The 17,712-nt window shown below is 58.9% G+C and carries 19 protein-coding genes; 6 read left to right on the plus strand and 13 right to left on the minus strand.

The genetic code is table 11. The annotated features are described in order from the left end of the window. The 3 genes from AC2CF9_RS16675 to lysA form a co-directional block, all read right to left on the minus strand. Positions 1 to 211, minus strand: a 211-nt coding sequence (locus AC2CF9_RS16675; RefSeq protein WP_484557507.1) for a hypothetical protein, incomplete at its 3' end; no start/stop codon positions are given. 64 nt (positions 212 to 275) lie between these two features. Next, complete coding sequence (locus AC2CF9_RS16680; protein WP_190315047.1) at positions 276 to 728, minus strand: GNAT family N-acetyltransferase; 453 nt, start codon at positions 726 to 728, stop codon at positions 276 to 278. Further along, positions 728 to 1,981: a diaminopimelate decarboxylase gene (gene lysA / locus AC2CF9_RS16685; protein ID WP_484557508.1), complete on the minus strand. Its 1,254-nt coding sequence runs from the start codon at positions 1,979 to 1,981 to the stop codon at positions 728 to 730. The genes AC2CF9_RS16680 and lysA overlap by 1 nt, the downstream gene beginning before the upstream one ends. A 109-nt stretch (positions 1,982 to 2,090) precedes the next feature. Between lysA and AC2CF9_RS16690 the strand changes: the two genes are divergently transcribed. After that, positions 2,091 to 3,032 (plus strand): LysR family transcriptional regulator, encoded by a 942-nt coding sequence (locus tag AC2CF9_RS16690; RefSeq protein WP_484557509.1) that lies wholly within the window; start codon positions 2,091 to 2,093, stop codon positions 3,030 to 3,032. Here AC2CF9_RS16690 and AC2CF9_RS16695 read toward each other — a convergent pair. Next, positions 3,008 to 4,171 (minus strand): MFS transporter, encoded by a 1,164-nt coding sequence (locus AC2CF9_RS16695; protein WP_150018543.1) that lies wholly within the window; start codon positions 4,169 to 4,171, stop codon positions 3,008 to 3,010. The two genes, AC2CF9_RS16690 and AC2CF9_RS16695, sit on opposite strands and share 25 nt — an antisense overlap. Before the next feature lie 291 nt (positions 4,172 to 4,462). On the opposite strand from AC2CF9_RS16695, the gene AC2CF9_RS16700 reads away from it, so the two are divergent. Further along, positions 4,463 to 5,089, plus strand: a complete 627-nt coding sequence (locus AC2CF9_RS16700) for a serine protease (protein ID WP_484557510.1) — start codon at positions 4,463 to 4,465, stop codon at positions 5,087 to 5,089. Positions 5,090 to 5,140: 51 nt separating this feature from the next. Here the strand turns inward: AC2CF9_RS16700 and lysS are convergent, their stop codons facing one another. The 5 genes from lysS to xerD form a co-directional block, all read right to left on the minus strand. Beyond that, positions 5,141 to 6,661 carry a lysine--tRNA ligase gene (gene lysS, locus AC2CF9_RS16705; RefSeq protein ID WP_484557511.1) on the minus strand — a complete coding sequence of 507 codons (1,521 nt, stop codon included), beginning with the start codon at positions 6,659 to 6,661 and terminating at the stop codon, positions 5,141 to 5,143. A gap of 9 nt (positions 6,662 to 6,670) precedes the next feature. Beyond that, positions 6,671 to 7,769 (minus strand): peptide chain release factor 2 gene (prfB, locus tag AC2CF9_RS16710; RefSeq protein WP_104085475.1). Its coding sequence is split into 2 segments (ribosomal slippage): positions 6,671 to 7,693 and positions 7,695 to 7,769, totalling 1,098 coding nucleotides; the frame shifts between segments, so codons are not numbered across the junction. Positions 7,770 to 7,863: 94 nt separating this feature from the next. Further along, positions 7,864 to 9,588, minus strand: a complete 1,725-nt coding sequence (gene recJ, locus AC2CF9_RS16715; protein WP_145339637.1) for a single-stranded-DNA-specific exonuclease RecJ — start codon at positions 9,586 to 9,588, stop codon at positions 7,864 to 7,866. A 9-nt stretch (positions 9,589 to 9,597) separates the two neighbouring features. Beyond that, positions 9,598 to 10,311, minus strand: coding sequence for a bifunctional protein-disulfide isomerase/oxidoreductase DsbC (gene dsbC / locus AC2CF9_RS16720; RefSeq protein WP_150018550.1), 714 nt, complete (start codon positions 10,309 to 10,311; stop codon positions 9,598 to 9,600). Between the two features lie 22 nt (positions 10,312 to 10,333). Beyond that, a complete protein-coding gene (gene xerD / locus AC2CF9_RS16725; RefSeq protein WP_104085473.1) occupies positions 10,334 to 11,260 on the minus strand; it encodes a site-specific tyrosine recombinase XerD in 927 nt (308 codons plus the stop codon). Between the two features lie 68 nt (positions 11,261 to 11,328). Here xerD and fldB point away from each other — a divergent pair, with 68 nt between their 5' ends. Further along, positions 11,329 to 11,847: a flavodoxin FldB gene (fldB, locus tag AC2CF9_RS16730; protein WP_150018542.1), complete on the plus strand. Its 519-nt coding sequence runs from the start codon at positions 11,329 to 11,331 to the stop codon at positions 11,845 to 11,847. Here fldB and AC2CF9_RS16735 read toward each other — a convergent pair. Next, positions 11,844 to 12,263 carry a protein YgfX gene (locus AC2CF9_RS16735; protein ID WP_484557512.1) on the minus strand — a complete coding sequence of 140 codons (420 nt, stop codon included), beginning with the start codon at positions 12,261 to 12,263 and terminating at the stop codon, positions 11,844 to 11,846. The two genes, fldB and AC2CF9_RS16735, sit on opposite strands and share 4 nt — an antisense overlap. Further along, the gene (gene sdhE, locus AC2CF9_RS16740; RefSeq protein WP_039380010.1) at positions 12,238 to 12,504 is read right to left on the minus strand and encodes an FAD assembly factor SdhE; all 267 of its coding nucleotides are present in this window, start codon (positions 12,502 to 12,504) and stop codon (positions 12,238 to 12,240) included. The genes AC2CF9_RS16735 and sdhE overlap by 26 nt, the downstream gene beginning before the upstream one ends. A gap of 226 nt (positions 12,505 to 12,730) precedes the next feature. Here sdhE and ygfZ point away from each other — a divergent pair, with 226 nt between their 5' ends. Next, the gene (ygfZ, locus tag AC2CF9_RS16745; protein ID WP_150018540.1) at positions 12,731 to 13,714 is read left to right on the plus strand and encodes a tRNA-modifying protein YgfZ; all 984 of its coding nucleotides are present in this window, start codon (positions 12,731 to 12,733) and stop codon (positions 13,712 to 13,714) included. A 54-nt stretch (positions 13,715 to 13,768) separates the two neighbouring features. Here the strand turns inward: ygfZ and trhA are convergent, their stop codons facing one another. Beyond that, entirely contained in the window at positions 13,769 to 14,422 is a 654-nt protein-coding gene (gene trhA, locus AC2CF9_RS16750; protein WP_484557513.1) for a PAQR family membrane homeostasis protein TrhA, read from the minus strand. A gap of 174 nt (positions 14,423 to 14,596) precedes the next feature. Between trhA and AC2CF9_RS16755 the strand changes: the two genes are divergently transcribed. Then, a complete protein-coding gene (locus tag AC2CF9_RS16755; RefSeq protein WP_484557514.1) occupies positions 14,597 to 15,328 on the plus strand; it encodes a MurR/RpiR family transcriptional regulator in 732 nt (243 codons plus the stop codon). Positions 15,329 to 15,453: 125 nt separating this feature from the next. After that, positions 15,454 to 16,893 carry a 6-phospho-beta-glucosidase gene (locus tag AC2CF9_RS16760; protein WP_484557515.1) on the plus strand — a complete coding sequence of 480 codons (1,440 nt, stop codon included), beginning with the start codon at positions 15,454 to 15,456 and terminating at the stop codon, positions 16,891 to 16,893. 19 nt (positions 16,894 to 16,912) lie between these two features. On the opposite strand, the gene AC2CF9_RS16765 is transcribed toward AC2CF9_RS16760, so the two are convergent. Continuing rightward, the gene (locus tag AC2CF9_RS16765) at positions 16,913 to 17,656 is read right to left on the minus strand and encodes an SDR family oxidoreductase (RefSeq protein WP_150018536.1); all 744 of its coding nucleotides are present in this window, start codon (positions 17,654 to 17,656) and stop codon (positions 16,913 to 16,915) included. Positions 17,657 to 17,712 lie beyond the last annotated feature (56 nt).

Below are 17,712 nucleotides of genomic sequence, written 5' to 3' on the forward strand. Positions count from 1 at the left end.
CGCGCAGCGGCGGACGGGGCTGGCGCAGGGCCGGGGAGTGCAGAGGGCGCGGCCAGGCGTCCTCTGCCCGGTCGCCGTGCCGGGGCACAGGCTGCCGCCGCAGCTGACGGCGAACGGAACCGGCGCTTAACATTACCCGCAGCTGACGGCGAACGGAACCGGCGCTTAACATTACCCGCAGCTGACGGCGAACGGAACCGGCGCTTAACATGCGCCCCGCAGCGAACGGAACCGGCGCCCGCGCCCGCGCCCGTGGCGAACGAAACCAGCTCCCGTCACAGATCCTGCTTATACACCCTCACCTGCTCGGCGGGAAACTCCAGCGCTTCGCAGACATACTCCCAGCCGTGCCGCTCGTAGTAACCGGCAAACGTTGACCAGAGCCAGATACGTGCGTGGCCGCGCTCGCGGGCAAAATCGATCACGTGCTGCTGCAGCGCCTCACTCACGCCCTGCCCGCGTGAGGCGGGATCGACATAGAGCGCTGCCGCCCACGGCCAGAGATCCTGGCGGCTGATCAGATCGCAGCGCCAGAAACCGATAGTGCCCAGCGGAATATCGTGCGCGTCCAGTGCGACAAACGTCACCGGCAGATCGGCACCGTTCAGGCTGCTGCGCACGACACTGTGATAGAACTCACGCGTCGTGCCATCGCCAAACGCCTGCCATAGCCAGTCGGTTATCTGACTGGCGTGATGCGGCACGCTGCTGAGCGGCATAATACGCATCAGTTCAGCTCCAGCGCCAGCAGCTCCTGAATCGTCTGCGCGCGGCGGATCTCACGCACGCTGCCGTTTTCAAACAGCACTTCCGGGATCAGCGGGCGGCTATTGTAGTTAGAGGACATGGACGCGCCGTAAGCACCGGTGTCGTGAAAGACCAGATAGTCGCCCGGCTGCACGGCAGGCAGCGCGCGGGTCTCCACCTTGCCGCCCTCCTGCTGGGTAAACACATCGCCTGATTCGCACAGCGGCCCGGCCACCACGCTCTCCTGCGTGGCTGCCTCCGGCGTACGGCCATCGGCTGGCAGCACTGAAATATGGTGATAGCTGCCATACATAGCCGGACGCATCAGATCGCTAAAGCCTGCATCAACCAGCACAAAGTGGCGACTGCCCATCGCTTTAACCGCCCGTACCTGTGAAACCAGTACGCCCGATTCAGCCACCAGGAAACGTCCCGGCTCAATTTCCAGCTTTACCGGATGCCCGAGGTGGTCAGCAATGCGATCGCGCGCGCGGCTCCAGAGGCCAAAATAGTGGTCGGTATCGATCGCCTCTTCACCAAAATGATAGGGAACAGAGAGACCGCCGCCGGCTGAGATGGCGCTGAGATCCTGACCAAACGCAATCACCTGATCGACCATGGCGTCACACACCTGCTGCAGATGCGCATAATCCACGCCGGAGCCGATATGCATGTGCAGCCCTACCAGCTGCAGACCGTGCTGCTGAATCGCAGCCAGCGCCAGCGGCAGATCGCCATACCAGATGCCGTGCTTGCTGTTTTCGCCACCGGTGTTGGTTTTCTGGCTGTGACCGTGTCCAAAGCCAGGATTGATACGCAGCCACACTTTATGACCCGGCGAACGCGCGCCCAGCTGGTGCAGCATATCTACCGAACCGGCGTTTACCGGTACCTGCAGCTCAGCCACGCGCTCAAGCGTCGGCAGATCCAGCAGGTCCGCCGTAAACACAATGTCCTCACCGCCCGGCTCAAATCCCGCCGCCAGCGCGCGTTCAATTTCACCCAGCGAGACAGAGTCGACTTTTACCCCGGCCTGACGCATCAGGCGCAGAATATGGATGTTTGAGCAGGCTTTCTGCGCAAAGCGCACCACATCAAACTGGCTGAGCTGCGTAATACGCTGCTGAATAATGGCGGCGTCATAGGCCCAGAACGGACCGCTGTAGCGCTGCGCCAGCGGCAGCAGATGGGTAGCGTTAAGTGCAGATTCGGTGGTGTCTAACGGACGTGGCATAACAATTCTCCTGTACTGTTGCCCCCATTTAGCCACACCACATCGATTCACAGAAATATCTGTTTTAGCGGCAGCTATGCAAATATGATATGCCTTTGGCGGAGGAGCGATGGCGAACATCAACTGGCGACATATCGAAATTTTTCATGCGGTGATGACCAGCGGCAATCTGACGCAGGCCGCCGCGCTGCTGCACACTTCGCAGCCCACCGTCAGCCGTGAGCTGGCGCGTCTGGAGCAGCAGCTGGGGCTGACGCTGTTTGAGCGGGTGCGCGGTCGTCTGCAGCCCACGATGCAGGCGCTGAGCCTGTTTGAAGAAGTGCAGCGCTCCTGGTACGGACTGGACCGGATTCTGGATGCGGCAGAAGGATTACGGCAGTTCCGGCATGGCGAGCTGTCGGTGGCCTGCCTGCCGGTATTTTCCCAGTCGCTGCTGCCGCCTCTGCTGCAGCCCTTTATGCAGCGCTATCCGCAGGTGAATCTGAACATCATTCCGCAGGAGTCGCCGCTGCTGGAGGAGTGGCTGTCGGCGCAGCGCTACGATCTCGGCCTGACCGAGACACAGCACGCGCCATCCGGCACGGAACGCCTCACTCTGCTGACCTGCGATGAAGTGTGCGTTTTGCCGCCGCAGCATCCGCTCTGTCAGCGCGATGTGCTGACACCTGCCGATTTCCATCAGCAGAATTTTGTCAGCCTGTCGCGGCATGACAGCTATCGTCAGCTGCTGGATGCGCTGTTTCTTGAACAGAGGGTTGAGCGACGGCTGGTGCTGGAGACGCACAGCGCCGCATCGGTATGCGCGATGGTGCGCGCCGGGGTTGGTTTATCGATTGTGAATCCGCTCACCGCGCTGGATTACGCGGCGAGCGGCGTGGTAATGCGGCGTTTCAGTATCAGCGTGCCGTTTACCGTGAGCCTGATCCGCCCGCAGCACCGGCCCGCCTCTGCGCTGGTTGAGCGCTTCTGCCACCACCTGCAGCAGCAGGTGGCGGCATTTCCGGGGCTTATCGCCGCGCAGCTTGCTCAGACGCGAACCGTAGCGCCCTGACCGTTAGCGTTGCGAAAGGTGATGACACACACCACCAGACCGACAGCGGCGATGGCGGCGGCCGCAACCGGCACTGCCGTCAGGCCGTAGCCGCGCGCGATAACGGCGCCGCCCACCCATGCACCCAGCGCGTTGCCCACGTTAAAAGCAGCGATGTTCAGCGTGGAAACCAGATTCGGTGCCTCTTTGCCGTGGCGCACCACGTTGATCTGCAGGCCAGGTACGGTGGCAAACGTCGCCATGGCCCACAGGAACAGCGTAATTTCAGCCAGCCAGAGCGCATGGCTGGTCCAGCTGAAGAGCAGCGAAAACAGCGCAATCAGTGAGAAGCTGAGGATCAGGCTGAAAGAGACTTTCCAGTCCGCCAGCTTGCCGCCAATGATATTACCTGCCGTCAGACCGGCGCCAATCAGGAACAGCGTCCAGCTCACGCCGCGGTCGCTGATGCCGGTGACCTGAAGCAGCAGCGGCGCAATATAGCTGAACAGCGCAAACATCGCTGCGGCAAAGCAGACCGTCATCAGCAGCGACAGCCAGAGTCGTCCGTTGGCCAGCGCACCAATCTCACTGGCCAGATGAACCGGCTTCTCTTCTTTATTTGCCGGCAGGCTGACAATCAGGGCGATAAACGCCAGAATGCCGATAATCGCCACGCCCCAGAAGGTGGCACGCCAGCCAAACAGCTGACCAAACCAGGTGCCAAGCGGTACGCCAAGCACGTTTGCCAGCGTCAGTCCGGTAAACATCAGCGCCACCGCTGACGCCTGACGGCCGGGCGCCACCAGGCTTGCGGCCACTACCGATCCAATGCCAAAGAACGCGCCGTGGCAAAGTGCGGTGACCACCCGCGCCAGCATCAGCAGGTTATAGCTATAGGCCAGCGCGCAGAGCACGTTACCGATAATAAAGATCACCATCAGCAGGCTCAGCGTGCGCTTGCGTGGCAGGCTGGCGGTCAGCAGCGCCATAATCGGCGCGCCAATCGCCACGCCGAGCGCGTAACCGCTGATCAGCCAGCCGGCTGAAGGAATCGACACCTGCAGATCGCCTGCCACTTCCGGCAGTAACCCCATGATGACAAACTCCGTGGTGCCAATGGCGAACGCACTCAGCGCCAGCGCCAGTAATGCAACAGGCATAACACACTCTCCCAAGATAATTTTGCAGGCGGGCCGTACTGCGAACACAGCACGGTAAAACAGAACGCTTATTAATATTTGAACTGCGTCACGCTGCATTAAAGCACAGCCCTGGCAGCGCAACCACCCTGTGCGCCGCAAGGCTATGTTGCCGGCGCGGCAATAATCAGCGCCGGTCCGGCTTGTGGCGCGGTGGCGGATAGTGATAGCGTTGCCCGGTTTTCAGCCGGCGGAAGCGGGTAACGGTCAGGACGCAGCGCGCAGGTGAGCGCTCCACAGGAGAAAAAAGAGATGCGCTGGATAATTGCGCTGGCGGCGTGCTGCCTCAGCGGCTGCTCGGTCGGACACTATGAATACAGTAAAGAAGCTGCGCGCCGGGTGGATATGACCGTTACCGGTATTCCCACTATTTTTGGCGTCGGCACGCTGGGCACGACTATCCCGCTGACCGCCGACTACAGCCTGACGGCGGCACACGTGGCGAAATACTCACTCTACCGGGTAAAAGCCTGGCACCCCGACTGCGATCTCGCCGTGGTTTACCATAAAAACCGGGCGGGCAACCTGCCGCCGGCGTTCCGCAACGGCCACATTGGCGATCGCGTGAATCTTTATGGCTATAGCTTTATCTCTGCCCTGCCGGTCGCCTCCAGCGGAGAGAACCTGGTGAATACCACGCTGGTAAACAGCTGGAACAAAGCAAACTGTGTGGTGGTGGCGGCCAGTGCTGGCGTAGTGAAAGGCATGTCGGGCGGCGCAGTCTATAACGCCAGTGATGACACGCTGGCTGGGGTGATCACCGGATACAGCCGGCGGATCGATGATAACCAAAGCGGAAAAACGCTGTATAGCGATGTGGCACTCTACATACCCTATGCGCGCTTTCAGGCGTGGCTGGCAGAGGCGATCGCGCCGTGATAATTGCTGCCCGACTCTCGCCTGCGGGAGAGAGACGGGCAGCGCCTGCCGTTACTTCGCCGTCGGGCGCAGCGCCGGGAACAGGATCACATCGCGAATGGTGTGGCTGTTGGTAAACAGCATTACCATACGGTCGATACCGATACCGAGGCCAGCCGTTGGCGGCAGTCCGTGCTCCAGCGCGGTTACGTAATCTTCATCGTAGAACATCGCTTCATCATCGCCGGCATCTTTTGCATTGACCTGCTGCAGGAAACGCTCTGCCTGATCTTCAGCGTCGTTCAGCTCTGAGAAGCCGTTACCGATCTCGCGACCACCAATAAAGAACTCAAAGCGGTCAGTGATTTCCGGGTTCTCATCATTACGGCGCGCCAGCGGTGAAACCTCTGCCGGGTATTCGGTAATGAAGGTAGGCTGAATCAGATGGGCTTCCGCCGTCTCTTCAAAGATCTCCGTTACCACGCGGCCCAGACCCCAGCTTTTTTCCACTTTGATATGCAGCGCACTGGCGATCGCTACCGCTTTATCAAAGTCTTCCAGGTCAGCCAGGTCCGTTTCCGGGCGATATTTTTTGATCGCTTCACGCATTGTGAGCTTCTCAAAAGGCTTACCGAAGTCAAAGGTATGTTCGCCATAGGCCACTTCAGTGGTGCCCAGTACGTCCTGCGCCAGCGTGCGGAACAGGCTTTCGGTCAGCTCAATCAGATCTTTGTAATCTGCATACGCCATATAGAGTTCCATCATGGTGAACTCAGGATTATGGCGCGGCGAGATGCCTTCGTTACGGAAGTTACGGTTGATCTCAAACACGCGATCGAAGCCGCCCACCACCAGACGCTTCAGATAAAGCTCCGGCGCAATACGCAGATACATATCGATATCCAGCGCATTGTGATGGGTGATGAAAGGACGCGCAGAAGCGCCGCCCGGGATCACCTGCATCATTGGCGTTTCCACTTCCATAAAGTCGCGATTTACCATGAACTGGCGAATACCCGCCATGATTTTTGAACGCACCTGGAAGGTGTGGCGCGATTCATCATTGGAGATGAGATCAAGATAGCGCTGACGATAGCGCGTCTCCTGATCAGCCAGGCCGTGGAACTTGTCCGGCAGCGGACGCAGCGCTTTGGTCAGCAGGCGCAGTTCTGAGATATGGATTGAAAGCTCGCCGGTTTTGGTTTTGAACAGCTTACCGCGTGCACCCAGAATATCGCCCAGATCCCACTTCTTGAACTGCTCGTTGTAGACGCCTTCCGGCAGATCGTCACGGGAAACGTAGATCTGGATCTGACCGCCAACATCCTGCAGCGTGGCAAACGACGCTTTACCCATGATGCGGCGCGTCATCATACGACCGGCAACGCTCACTTCCACGCCCAGCGCTTCCAGCTCTTCGTTGCTCTTGTCGCCATAGCTGGCGTGCAGCCGATCGGAGGTGGTGTCACGACGGAAATCGTTGGGAAACGCCACGCCCTTTTCACGCAGCGCGCTGAGTTTTTCGCGACGCGCTTTCAGTTCATTATTTAACTCAAGTGCGGCGTCAGCGTTCTGCGGTTGTTGTTCAGACATGTCGGTTCCTTATAGCCCTGCTTTTAAACTTGCTTCAATAAAACGATCCAGATCGCCATCCAGCACCGCCTGAGTATTGCGGGTCTCTACGCTGGTACGCAGATCTTTGATGCGGGAATCATCCAGCACGTAAGAACGAATCTGGCTGCCCCAGCCGATATCTGATTTGTTCTCTTCTGCGGCCTGCTTGTCAGCATTTTTCTTCTGCATCTCATACTCATAGAGCTTGGCGCGCAGCTGTTTGAAGGCCTGGTCTTTGTTCTTGTGCTGTGAACGGTCGTTCTGGCACTGCACCACAATGTTGGTCGGCAGGTGGGTAATACGCACCGCAGACTCCGTTTTGTTAACGTGCTGACCGCCCGCACCCGATGCGCGATAGACGTCAATGCGCAGATCGGCCGGGTTGATATCGATATCGATATTGTCATCCACTTCCGGATAGATAAACACCGAACTGAATGAGGTGTGACGACGGCCGCCGGAGTCAAACGGACTCTTGCGCACCAGGCGATGGACGCCGGTTTCCGTACGCAGCCAGCCGTAGGCGTAGTCACCAATCACCTTGATGGTGGCGGATTTAGTGCCCGCAACTTCGCCTTCCGACTCTTCAATGATCTCGGTTTTAAACCCTTTGGCTTCTGCCCAGCGCAGATACATACGCAGCAGCATGCTGGCCCAGTCCTGCGCTTCCGTACCGCCAGAACCTGCCTGAATATCCATATAGCAGTCGGCGCTGTCATACTCGCCTGAGAACATGCGGCGGAATTCCAGCTCACCCAGCTTGACTTCCAGCGCGTCGAGCTCAACCACAGCTTCGTTGAAGGTTTCTTCATCGTCCGCTTCAACCGCCAGCTCCAGCAGGCCCTGCACATCTTCCAGACCCTGGTGCATCTGATCGAGGGTTTCAACAACGGCTTCGAGCGACGCGCGCTCTTTGCCGAGCGCCTGCGCGCGTTCAGGTTCATTCCAGACGTCCGGCTGCTCCAGCTCGGCGTTTACTTCTTCGAGACGTTCTTTCTTGGCATCGTAGTCAAAGATACCCCCTAAGAACGCCGCTGCGCTCGCTGAGGTCCTGGATACGATTTTTGACCGGATTAATTTCAAACATGGCTTTTCAGTCTTTTTTGGCGATACGGTGAGAAAAGATAAAGTAACGCATGAGTTTACCCGAAAGTGCGCGCGGTTTGTAGCGGCGCGCGCGGTCAGAGCGGCCAGATATGATCGATTATCAGCTGCACAGAACGGTTACCGCGATACTCGTTGATATCCAGCTTATAGGCCAGCTCAACCTGCCGCACGCTGGTATCCGGCCAGAGCCGGGTATCAACATTAAACGCGATCCCGTCCAGCAGCGGTCCGCCGCCGAGCGGTTCCACCATCACCTTCAGGTGACGCTCGCCCACCAGCCGCTGCTGCAGCAGTTTAAATTTGCCGTCAAACACCGGTTCCGGAAACGCCTGTCCCCACGGCCCCGCCTCGCGCAGCATTTCAGCGGTATGCAGGCTGAACTCCTGCGCGTGCAGCTCCCCGTCTGACCAGACCACGCCCTGCAGCGCTTCCCCATCCAGCCACTCATCAATCAGCGCGGCAAAGCGCTCGCGAAACGCATCATATTTATCCGTTTCCAGCGAGAGGCCTGCCGCCATCGCATGGCCGCCGAACTTGATAATCAGCCCCGGATAGAGCGTATCCAGCCGCTCCAGCGCGTCACGCAGGTGCAGTCCGGCGATTGAGCGACCCGATCCTTTTAGCGTGCCATCGCCCGCGGGCGCAAACGCAATGACCGGCCGGTGAAAACGCTCTTTCAGACGCGATGCGAGGATCCCGACCACCCCCTGATGCCATTCGGGGTGATAAAATGCCAGGCCCAGCGGCAGGTCGCTATGCTGACGCTCCAGCGCATCGCACAGCGCCAGCGCTTCGCTTTTCATGCCCTGTTCAATTTCTTTGCGCGTCTGGTTCAGCGCATCCAGCTCGCTGGCCAGCATGCGCGCCTGCGCAATGTCCTCGGTCAGCAAGAGCGCCACGCCAACCGACATATCGTCAAGCCGCCCCGCCGCGTTAAGACGCGGGCCGACGGCAAAGCCGAGATCGCTGGCGGCCAGCTGACGCGCATCGCGGTTTGCGATCTCCAGCAGCGCCCGGATACCGGCGCGGCATTTACCGGCGCGAATGCGGCTCAGCCCCTGCCACACCAGAATGCGGTTGTTCGCATCCAGCGGCACCACGTCCGCTACGGTGCCGAGCGCGACCAGATCGAGCCACGCGGCCAGATTGGGTTCGCTGCGCTGGGGGGTAAACCAGCCCTGCTCGCGCAGATGCGCGCGCAGGGCCAGCATCAGGTAGAACGCCACGCCGACGCCTGCCAGCGCGCGCGACGGAAAAGCGCTGTCGCTGAGGTTGGGGTTAACAATAGCGTCGGCGGCCGGCAGCGTTTCGCCCGGCAGATGGTGATCGGTGATCAGGACCGGGATGCCGTGTGCTGACGCCGTTTCGACGCCCGCGTGCGAGGAGATGCCGTTATCCACGGTGAGGATCATCTCCGCGCCGCGCGCGCGCGCCTGCTCCACCACTTCCGGACTCAGGCCATAGCCATCGTCAAAGCGGTTAGGCACCAGATAATCCACGTTGCCGCCCATGCTGCGCAGCGCCAGCACGGTCAGTGCGGTGCTGGTCGCGCCGTCGGCGTCAAAATCGCCGACGACCATAATGCGCTGACCGCCCGTAAGCATCCGGTGCAGCAGCGCAACCGCAGCCTCTATACCGCCGAGGCTCTGCCACGGCAGCAGATATTTTGCCCCGCGCTCCAGCTCTGCTGCGGTTTTAACGCCGCGATGCAGATAGAGACGGCGCAGCAGAGGCGGCAGGTCGTCAGGCAGGCTGGCATCAGCCGGCAGCGTGCGCCGACGCAGTTCTGTAGTGTGCATCACTGTGAATCAACCGCCCCGCTTCTGACCATCAAGCACCTGTTTCAGCTCCTGCGGGCCCTGATAGCCCGGGATCATCATACCGCTGTCGGTAAGAATGGCAGGCGTACCCTGAATGCCGAACAGAATGCCGAGTTTGTAGTGCTTATCGAGATTGAGGCTGCAGGTCGCTGGCGCATCCATCTGCGGCGTATCGCCTTTCATCGCCTGATCGAACGCTTTGTTGCGATCGGCACTGCACCAGATCGCCCTCATCGCTTTCTCAACCTGACCGTTCAGCCCTTCGCGCGGGAAAGCGAGATAGCGCACCGTGATACCCAGCGCGTTGTAGTCCGCCATCTGCTCATGCAGCTTACGGCAGTAACCGCAGGTGATATCAGTAAACACCGTAATGACGTGCTGCTCTTTCGGCGCTTTATAGACAATCATTTCCGGCGCCAGCGCGGCGACTTTTTTGTCCAGCAGCTGGTTGGTGACATTAACCGGCTGTGCGCCGCTGACGTCATACAGCGGGCCCTGAATCATATGTTTGCCATCTTCAGTAATGTAAATCACGCCGCTTTCTGTCAGCACGGTTTTCATGCCCGGCAGCGGCGAAGGCTGGATCTCAGCCTGCTGCAGACCCACTTTTTTCAGCGTCTGCTGAATGGCGCTGTCATCAGCCTGTGCCAGAGCGGAAAAGGCGCTGACCAGCAGTGCCAGAACGGTAAACTGTTTTTTCATCATAAGTCCTTGTTGCCGCTGCTCAGGCGCGCGGATGGTGCTGTTGATGTAACTGACGCAGCCGCTCGGTGGCAACATGCGTATAAATCTGGGTAGTCGACAGGTCACTGTGTCCCAGTAGCATCTGTACGACGCGCAAATCAGCGCCGTGGTTCAGTAAATGTGTGGCAAATGCATGCCGCAGCACGTGCGGTGACAGTTTATCGCTGTCGATACCTGCCAGCGTCGCGTAGTGCTTGATGCGGTGCCAGAAGGTCTGACGCGTCATCTGCTGCGCGCGCTGGCTGGGAAACAGAACGTCCAGCGTCTGTCCGTTTAGCAGCCACGGCCGGCCATATTCCATATAGTGCTCTAACCAGTGGATCGCTTCTTCACCTAATGGCACCAGCCGCTCTTTGTTACCTTTACCGATAACGCGCACCACTCCCTGTCGCAGGCTGACATCGCTGATAGTCAGCCCGACCAGCTCTGAGACGCGCAGGCCGGTGGCATACAGCACCTCCAGCATCGCTTTATCGCGCAGCTCCAGCGGAATATCTGTGGCCGGCGCCTGCAGCAGCCGATCTACCTGACTCTCGCTGAGATCTTTCGGCAGCCGCTGCGGCAGCTTAGGGGCGGAGAGCAGCGCGCTGGGATCGTCACTGCGCAGCTTTTCACGATAGAGGTACTGAAACAGCCGGCGCATGGCGCTTAGCGTGCGGGCTGAACTGGTGGCTTTATAGCCACCTTCAATACGCTCGGCAAGAAACTGCTGCAGATCCAGCGCCTGCAGCGTCAGCAGCGTCAGATTGTGATGCTGCAGCCATGCGGTGAGGGTTTGCAGATCCTGGCGATAAGAGGCCAGCGTATTTTGCGCCAGATTACGCTCCAGCCAGAGCGCATCAAGAAACTGTTCAATCAGATCGCTATCCTGCACGTTATCCTCTCGCCAGTGTGAAATCGTGCTCATTATGCCTTAAAGCAGAGGGGTTCTGGTACAATTGCGCCAGAGTGAGTTTCATACAGAGCATTAACCGCATGAATATCGGACTTTTTTACGGTTCAAGTACCTGTTACACCGAGATGGCAGCGGAAAAAATCCGCGACTTTATTGGTGAAGAGCTGGTGACGCTGCACAACCTCAAAGATGATGATCCCTCGCTGATGGAGCAGTATGACCTGCTGATCCTCGGTATTCCGACCTGGGATTTTGGCGAGCTGCAGGAGGACTGGGAAGCGGTATGGCCGCAGCTGCCGGGACTTAACCTGCAGGGGAAAATTGTGGCGCTGTACGGTATGGGCGACCAGATTGAGTACAGCGAGTGGTTTCTTGATGCGCTTGGCATGCTGCACGAACTGCTGCAGCCGATGGGCGTGCAGTTTGTCGGCTACTGGCCGCTGGAGGGGTACACCTTTACCAGCCGCAAGCCGCTGACTGCTGACGGCACACAATTTGTGGGCCTGGCGCTGGATGATGTTAACCAGTTTGAGCAGAGCGACGAGCGTATTGAGCAGTGGTGCGAACAGGTGCTCACGGAAACAGCTGACCGGCTTTAACGCCGGTCTGCAGCGCTACTGACCGCGTCCTGCGCGCGCAGCTGCCGCCAGCTGCGCGTCGTCATGGCGTCCTGCATCAGCCAGAAACGCCAGCGCTCTCCCTGCGCATTCTGCAGGGTCAGCAGCACGCCCCACGGCAGCCACTGCGCCGTCCGGGCGGTATGCCAGCGGGTTCCCCGCCAGCCCCAGCTTCCCTGCGCATCCCGCGTCAGCTCGCCGCAGCGTTGTCGTAAGCGCCGCTCCGTGCGCCAGCTTTCCGCCAGCACCGCCACGGAAAGCAGCGCCTGCAGCGCATACCACTTCGCAGGCCAGACGAGCCACAGCAGCAGCGTCACGCAGCTAAAACCCGCTGCCAGATTCGCCAGCCGGGCGCTGCGTGAAGGGCGCAGGCTACATTGCCACCGGACCGCGTTCACGGTTGCGCTGCTGGATCAGTTTTACCATGCGCTTAAACTCGGGATCCGCAGGCTCGCCGTGGTCCATCATCCAGTTAAACAGATCCGGATCGTCACTCTTCAGTAAAGCAACAAACACCCGCTTATCTTCATCACTCAGCGAATCATACTCATAGTGAAAAAAAGGCATAATGGAGACATCAAGCTCAAGCATGCCCCGACGGCAGGCCCACTTAACGCGTGATTTATCATGAATATCCATGTGTCGTGTTCCACGGCTGTAAACAGTAGGGTCAGTGTACCTGCTTTTTTTGCCTGCTGCAGGCTGAGTGCTGTTTCCTGCGCAGGATTACGCAAAGTGGCAGGCTGCGTTGCCGCCTCATCACGCGATTTGTGCGCCCGGTTCCGTAAACAGGTTGCATTGCCCGGCCGCTCTTTTAACATTGAACAAACAACTCCGGACAAATTTGATTAATCAGGATGGACACATGCCGATTTTTACCCTCCCTCCCCGCCAGCCTGTCGCTGCGGCACGCCTGCCCCTGACGCTGATGTCGCTTGATGAGTGGGCGCTGGTGTCGGTACAGGGCAAAGACAGCACCAGCTACCTGCAGGGACAGCTGACGCTGGATGTCGCGACGCTGACCAGTGAGCAGCATCGTCAGGCTGCCCACTGCGACGCCAAAGGCAAAATGTGGAGCAATCTGCGTCTGTTTCATCGCGGCGAGGGATACGCTTATCTGGTGCGCCGCAGCCTGCGTGACCAGCAGATTGCTGAACTGAAAAAATATGCGGTGTTTGCCAAAGTGACCATCGAAGCTGACGATGACGCCGTCGTACTGGGCGTTGCCGGCTTTCAGGCGCGTGCGGCACTGACGAATCTGTTTGCCACGCTGCCGGATGCCGCGCATGCGGTAGTGCAGCAGGATGAGAGCACGCTGCTGTGGCTGGATCAGCCCGCTGAGCGTTTTGTCGTGGTCACCACCCCTGCCAAAGCGGAAGCGATTAAAGCAGCTCTCGAGGGCGAGGCGCAGTTCAACGACAGCAGGCAGTGGCTGGCGCTGGATATCGAAGCGGGTATTCCGGTTATCGATAGCGCTACCAGCGCCCAGCTGATCCCGCAGGCAACCAACCTGCAGGCGCTGGATGCAATCAGCTTTAAGAAAGGTTGCTATACCGGTCAGGAGATGGTCGCGCGGGCGAAGTTCCGCGGTGCCAACAAGCGCGCCCTGTTCTGGCTGGCGGGCAGCGCCGGTAAAGTACCGGAAGCGGGGAGTTCGATGGAGCTGCAGATGGGCGATCGCTGGCGGCGCACCGGCACGGTACTGTGTGCGGTACAGCTTGAGGATGGCAGCGTCTGGGTGCAGATGGTGATGAATAACGATCCGGAACCAGACGCTATCCTGCGTGCTGAAGGCGATGAAGGCGGTGAACTTACCATTCAGCCACTGCCTTACGCGCTGGACGCGTAAGAGGCGCAGAGCGGGAGGCCGTCCGGCGTCCCGCTGCAATACGCATAAAGCCGTTTACTTCACATAAAAGTAGATGGCACAGAAGTGCAGTACGCTGCCGCCGAGTACGAAGCCGTGCCAGATCGCATGGCTGAAGGGTATCCGGCGCGACACGTAAAAAATCACGCCCAGGGAGTAGACCACGCCCCCCGCCGCCAGTAGCCAGACGCCACCGGCGGAAAGCCGCATCGCCAGCTGATAAATCACCACCAGCGACAGCCACCCCATGCTGAGATAGGTCACCAGCGACAGCACTTTAAAACGGTGCGCTATCGTCAGCTTAAAAATAATGCCCGCCAGCGCCAGACTCCAGATCACCACCATCAGTCCGTGTGCCAGCGGTGATTTCAGCCCGACCAGCAAAAACGGCGTATAGGTGCCGGCGATCAGCAGATAGATAGCGCAGTGATCAAATTTTTTCAGCCACGGCCGGGCGCGCTGATGCGGAATAGCGTGATAGAGCGTAGAGGCGAGGTAGAGCAGAATCATGCTGCCGCCATAGAGGCTGTAGCTGGTGATAGCAGTGATGCTCGCCTGCGTTTCCACTGCCTGCGTCAGCAGCAGCACCAGACCGATAATACCAAACAGGCAGCCAACGCCATGGCTGATGCTATTGGCTATCTCTTCGGCCAGCGAATAACCGGGCGTAATGAGTACGGATTTTACCATGGTGCGGGATCCCTGAAGATAAAGGAGCGTCTTTTTTAACCCCTTCAGCCTAACCAGGAATATTTTCAGTGTACACATGTACGCTCAATTATTTCTGTGTCGGGGTGTGTCACCCGGCACGCGGTGCAATCTGGTACACTGCAGGCTCCTTTTGCTGCCTGAGCGATGCTCCGCATGTTTGCACACCGCGATCTCTCCAGCCTGAACGATCTTGAGATGCAGGTTTACCATTTCATCATCAAACATCCGCAAAGCGTCAGCTATATGACCATTCGCGATCTGGCGGCGCAGGCGGGCGTCTCTACCACCACCGTACTGCGCTTTTGCCGCAAGCTGCACTGTGACGGCTGGTCAGAGTTTCGCATCCGCTTTCGCCTGGCCCAGGAGCAGACCCCGCCTGCGATCCCCTCATCGGGCGCTGGCGAAATGCTGAGCTTTTTTAAAAGTATTCACAATGCCGAATTTGAGCAGCAGATTGCGCAGGCCGCGCAGATGATCCTGCAGGCCGGGCATATTTTCTTTATTGGTGCCGGCACGTCGGGCAGCCTCGGTAAATATGGCGCGCGCTTCTTTTCCAACGTCGGCAAATTCAGCCACCATATTGATGATCCTTACTATCCGGTTATGCCTGGAGTCAGTGAAAGCGCGCTGGCGATTATTCTCTCCGTTTCCGGCGAGACCGAAGAGATTCTGCGCTTCGCCAGTCAGTTCAGCCTTAACCGCTGCAAAATCATCGCCATCACCAATCACGACACCAGCTCGCTGGCAAAAATGGCGGATTTTACCCTCTCCTATCACGTGCCGCAGATCACGCTGGCCGGGCAGCACGACATCACCACGCAGGTGCCGGTCATGTACATTATCGAAACGCTGGGGCGCACGCTGGCGCATATGCTATCCCCCTGAAAACACCCTGTTTTTTAGCTGTGACAGGTTACATTCTGCACGCGGTGTTATAGCGTGACATTCACCGGCTGCTTGTTACACTGCGGGAAATTCTGTTTTCACCCGACGTATGATGAGGCTGAACAATGCGTGATGATTTGCAGTTACCACAAGGGTTTCTCTGGGGCGGCGCAGTAGCCGCGCATCAGGTTGAAGGCGGCTGGGATCAGGGCGGCAAAGGCGTCAGTATCGCTGACGTGCTGACCGGTGGCGCACACGGCGTTGACCGCGTGATCACCGACGGCGTACAGCCGGGCAAACACTATCCCAATCACCAGGCGGTAGAGTTTTACTCACACTACAAACAGGATGTCGCGCTGTTTGCTGAGATGGGCTTTAAATGCTTCCGCACCTCTATCGCCTGGACGCGCATCTTCCCTAACGGCGATGAAGCGCAGCCCAACGAAGCGGGCCTGCAGTTTTATGATGACCTGTTCGATGAGCTGCTGAAATATGGTATCGAACCGGTGATCACCCTCTCTCACTTTGAGATGCCTTATCATCTGGTAAAAGAGTATGGCGGCTGGGCTGACCGCCGGGTAGTCGATTTCTTTGTGCGCTTCAGCGACGTAGTGATGACGCGCTATCAGCACAAAGTGAAGTACTGGATGACCTTTAACGAGATCAACAACCAGCGCAACTGGCAATATCCGCTGTTTGGCTACTGCTGTTCCGGCGTGGTGTTTACTGAGCATGAGAAGCCAGAGCAGACGATGTATCAGGTTATGCATCACCAGTTTGTCGCCAGTGCAAAGGTGGTGAAGCGCGGTCATGAGATCAATCCCGGTTTCCAGATCGGCTGCATGATCGCCATGGTGCCGGTCTATCCCTTCTCCTGCCATCCGAATGATGTTATGCGGGCGCAGGAGGCGATGCATCAGCGTTACGTTTTCAGCGACGTGCAGATGCGCGGCGCTTACCCCGCTTACACGCTGAAAGAGTGGGCGCGCAAAGGCTACCACATCGAGATGGCAGCAGATGATGCCGAAACCCTGCAGCAGGGCTGCTGCGACTACATCGGTTTCAGCTATTACATGAGCAACGCGGTCGATACCCGCGCCAGCGGCGTGGATGATCCGATCACCGGCTTTGACGGCGTGGTACCCAATCCGCACGTTAAAGCGTCAGACTGGGGCTGGCAGATCGATCCGGTGGGCCTGCGCTATGTGCTGAATTCACTCTATGAGCGCTATCAGAAGCCGCTGTTTATTGTGGAAAATGGCTTCGGCGCGATCGATAAGCCTGATGCAGAGGGCTTTATCGCCGATGACTACCGCATTGACTACCTGCGGGCGCATATCGAAGAGATGAAAAAAGCGGTGGCGCTGGATGGTGTTGAGCTGCTGGGTTACACGCCGTGGGGCTGCATCGACTGCGTCTCGTTCACCACCGGTCAGTACAGCAAGCGCTATGGCTTTATTCACGTCGACAAAAACGACGACGGCAGCGGCACCTTTGCGCGTTCAAAGAAAAAGAGCTTCAGCTGGTATCAGCAGGTGATCGCCAGCAACGGCGCCACGCTTTGACCGGCGATGCGGGCGGATGTCAGAGTCCGCCCGTCACGTCCAGCATGCTGCCGGTGACATACGCGGCGGCATCGCTGCTCAGCCAGAGGATCGCGCGGGCAATCTCTTCCGGCTGGGCGCCGCGCCCCAGCGGAATACGCTGCGCCACCCGATCCACCCGCTCCGGCTCGCCGCCATCCGCATGCATGTCGGTATACGTGGAGCCGGGACGCACACCGGTTACCCGGATCCCCTGGGCGGCCACTTCGCGCGCCAGCCCGCGGGTCAGCGTGTCCACCGCCGCTTTTGACGCCGCATAATCCACATATTCATCCGGCGCGCCGCTGTGTACGGCACCTGATGAAACATTCACGATCACACCACCCTCTCCGCCGTGCGCCCTGCTCATGCGTTTCACCGCTTCCCGGCAGCAGATAAAAGTCCCGGTGACGTTTGTCGCCAGCACGCGCTGGATCCGCTCAGCGCTCAGCGCCTCCACCCGGCACTGCGTAAACAGAATTCCGGCGTTGTTCACCACTATCCGTAGTGCGCCCGGCAGCTCATCCAGCTGCGCAAACAGCCTCACGACCTGCGCCTCATCAGCAATATCCGCCTGCAGCGCGCAGGCGCTGCCGCCCTGGCTGATAATCTCCCCGACCAGCTGCTCTGCATCCGCAGCCCGCTGACGGTAGTTGATTACCACGCGGTAACCCGCCTGCGCCAGCAGCAGCGAGGTGGCGCGTCCGATGCCCCGGCTGCCGCCGGTAACCAGTGCCAGATCCATAGGTGCCTCCAAAAGAAAAAGGACCGGCAGCCGGTCCTTAAGGGTTCAGTTCACCG

It is taken from the genome of Pantoea sp. SYBGC1, from assembly GCF_057197005.1.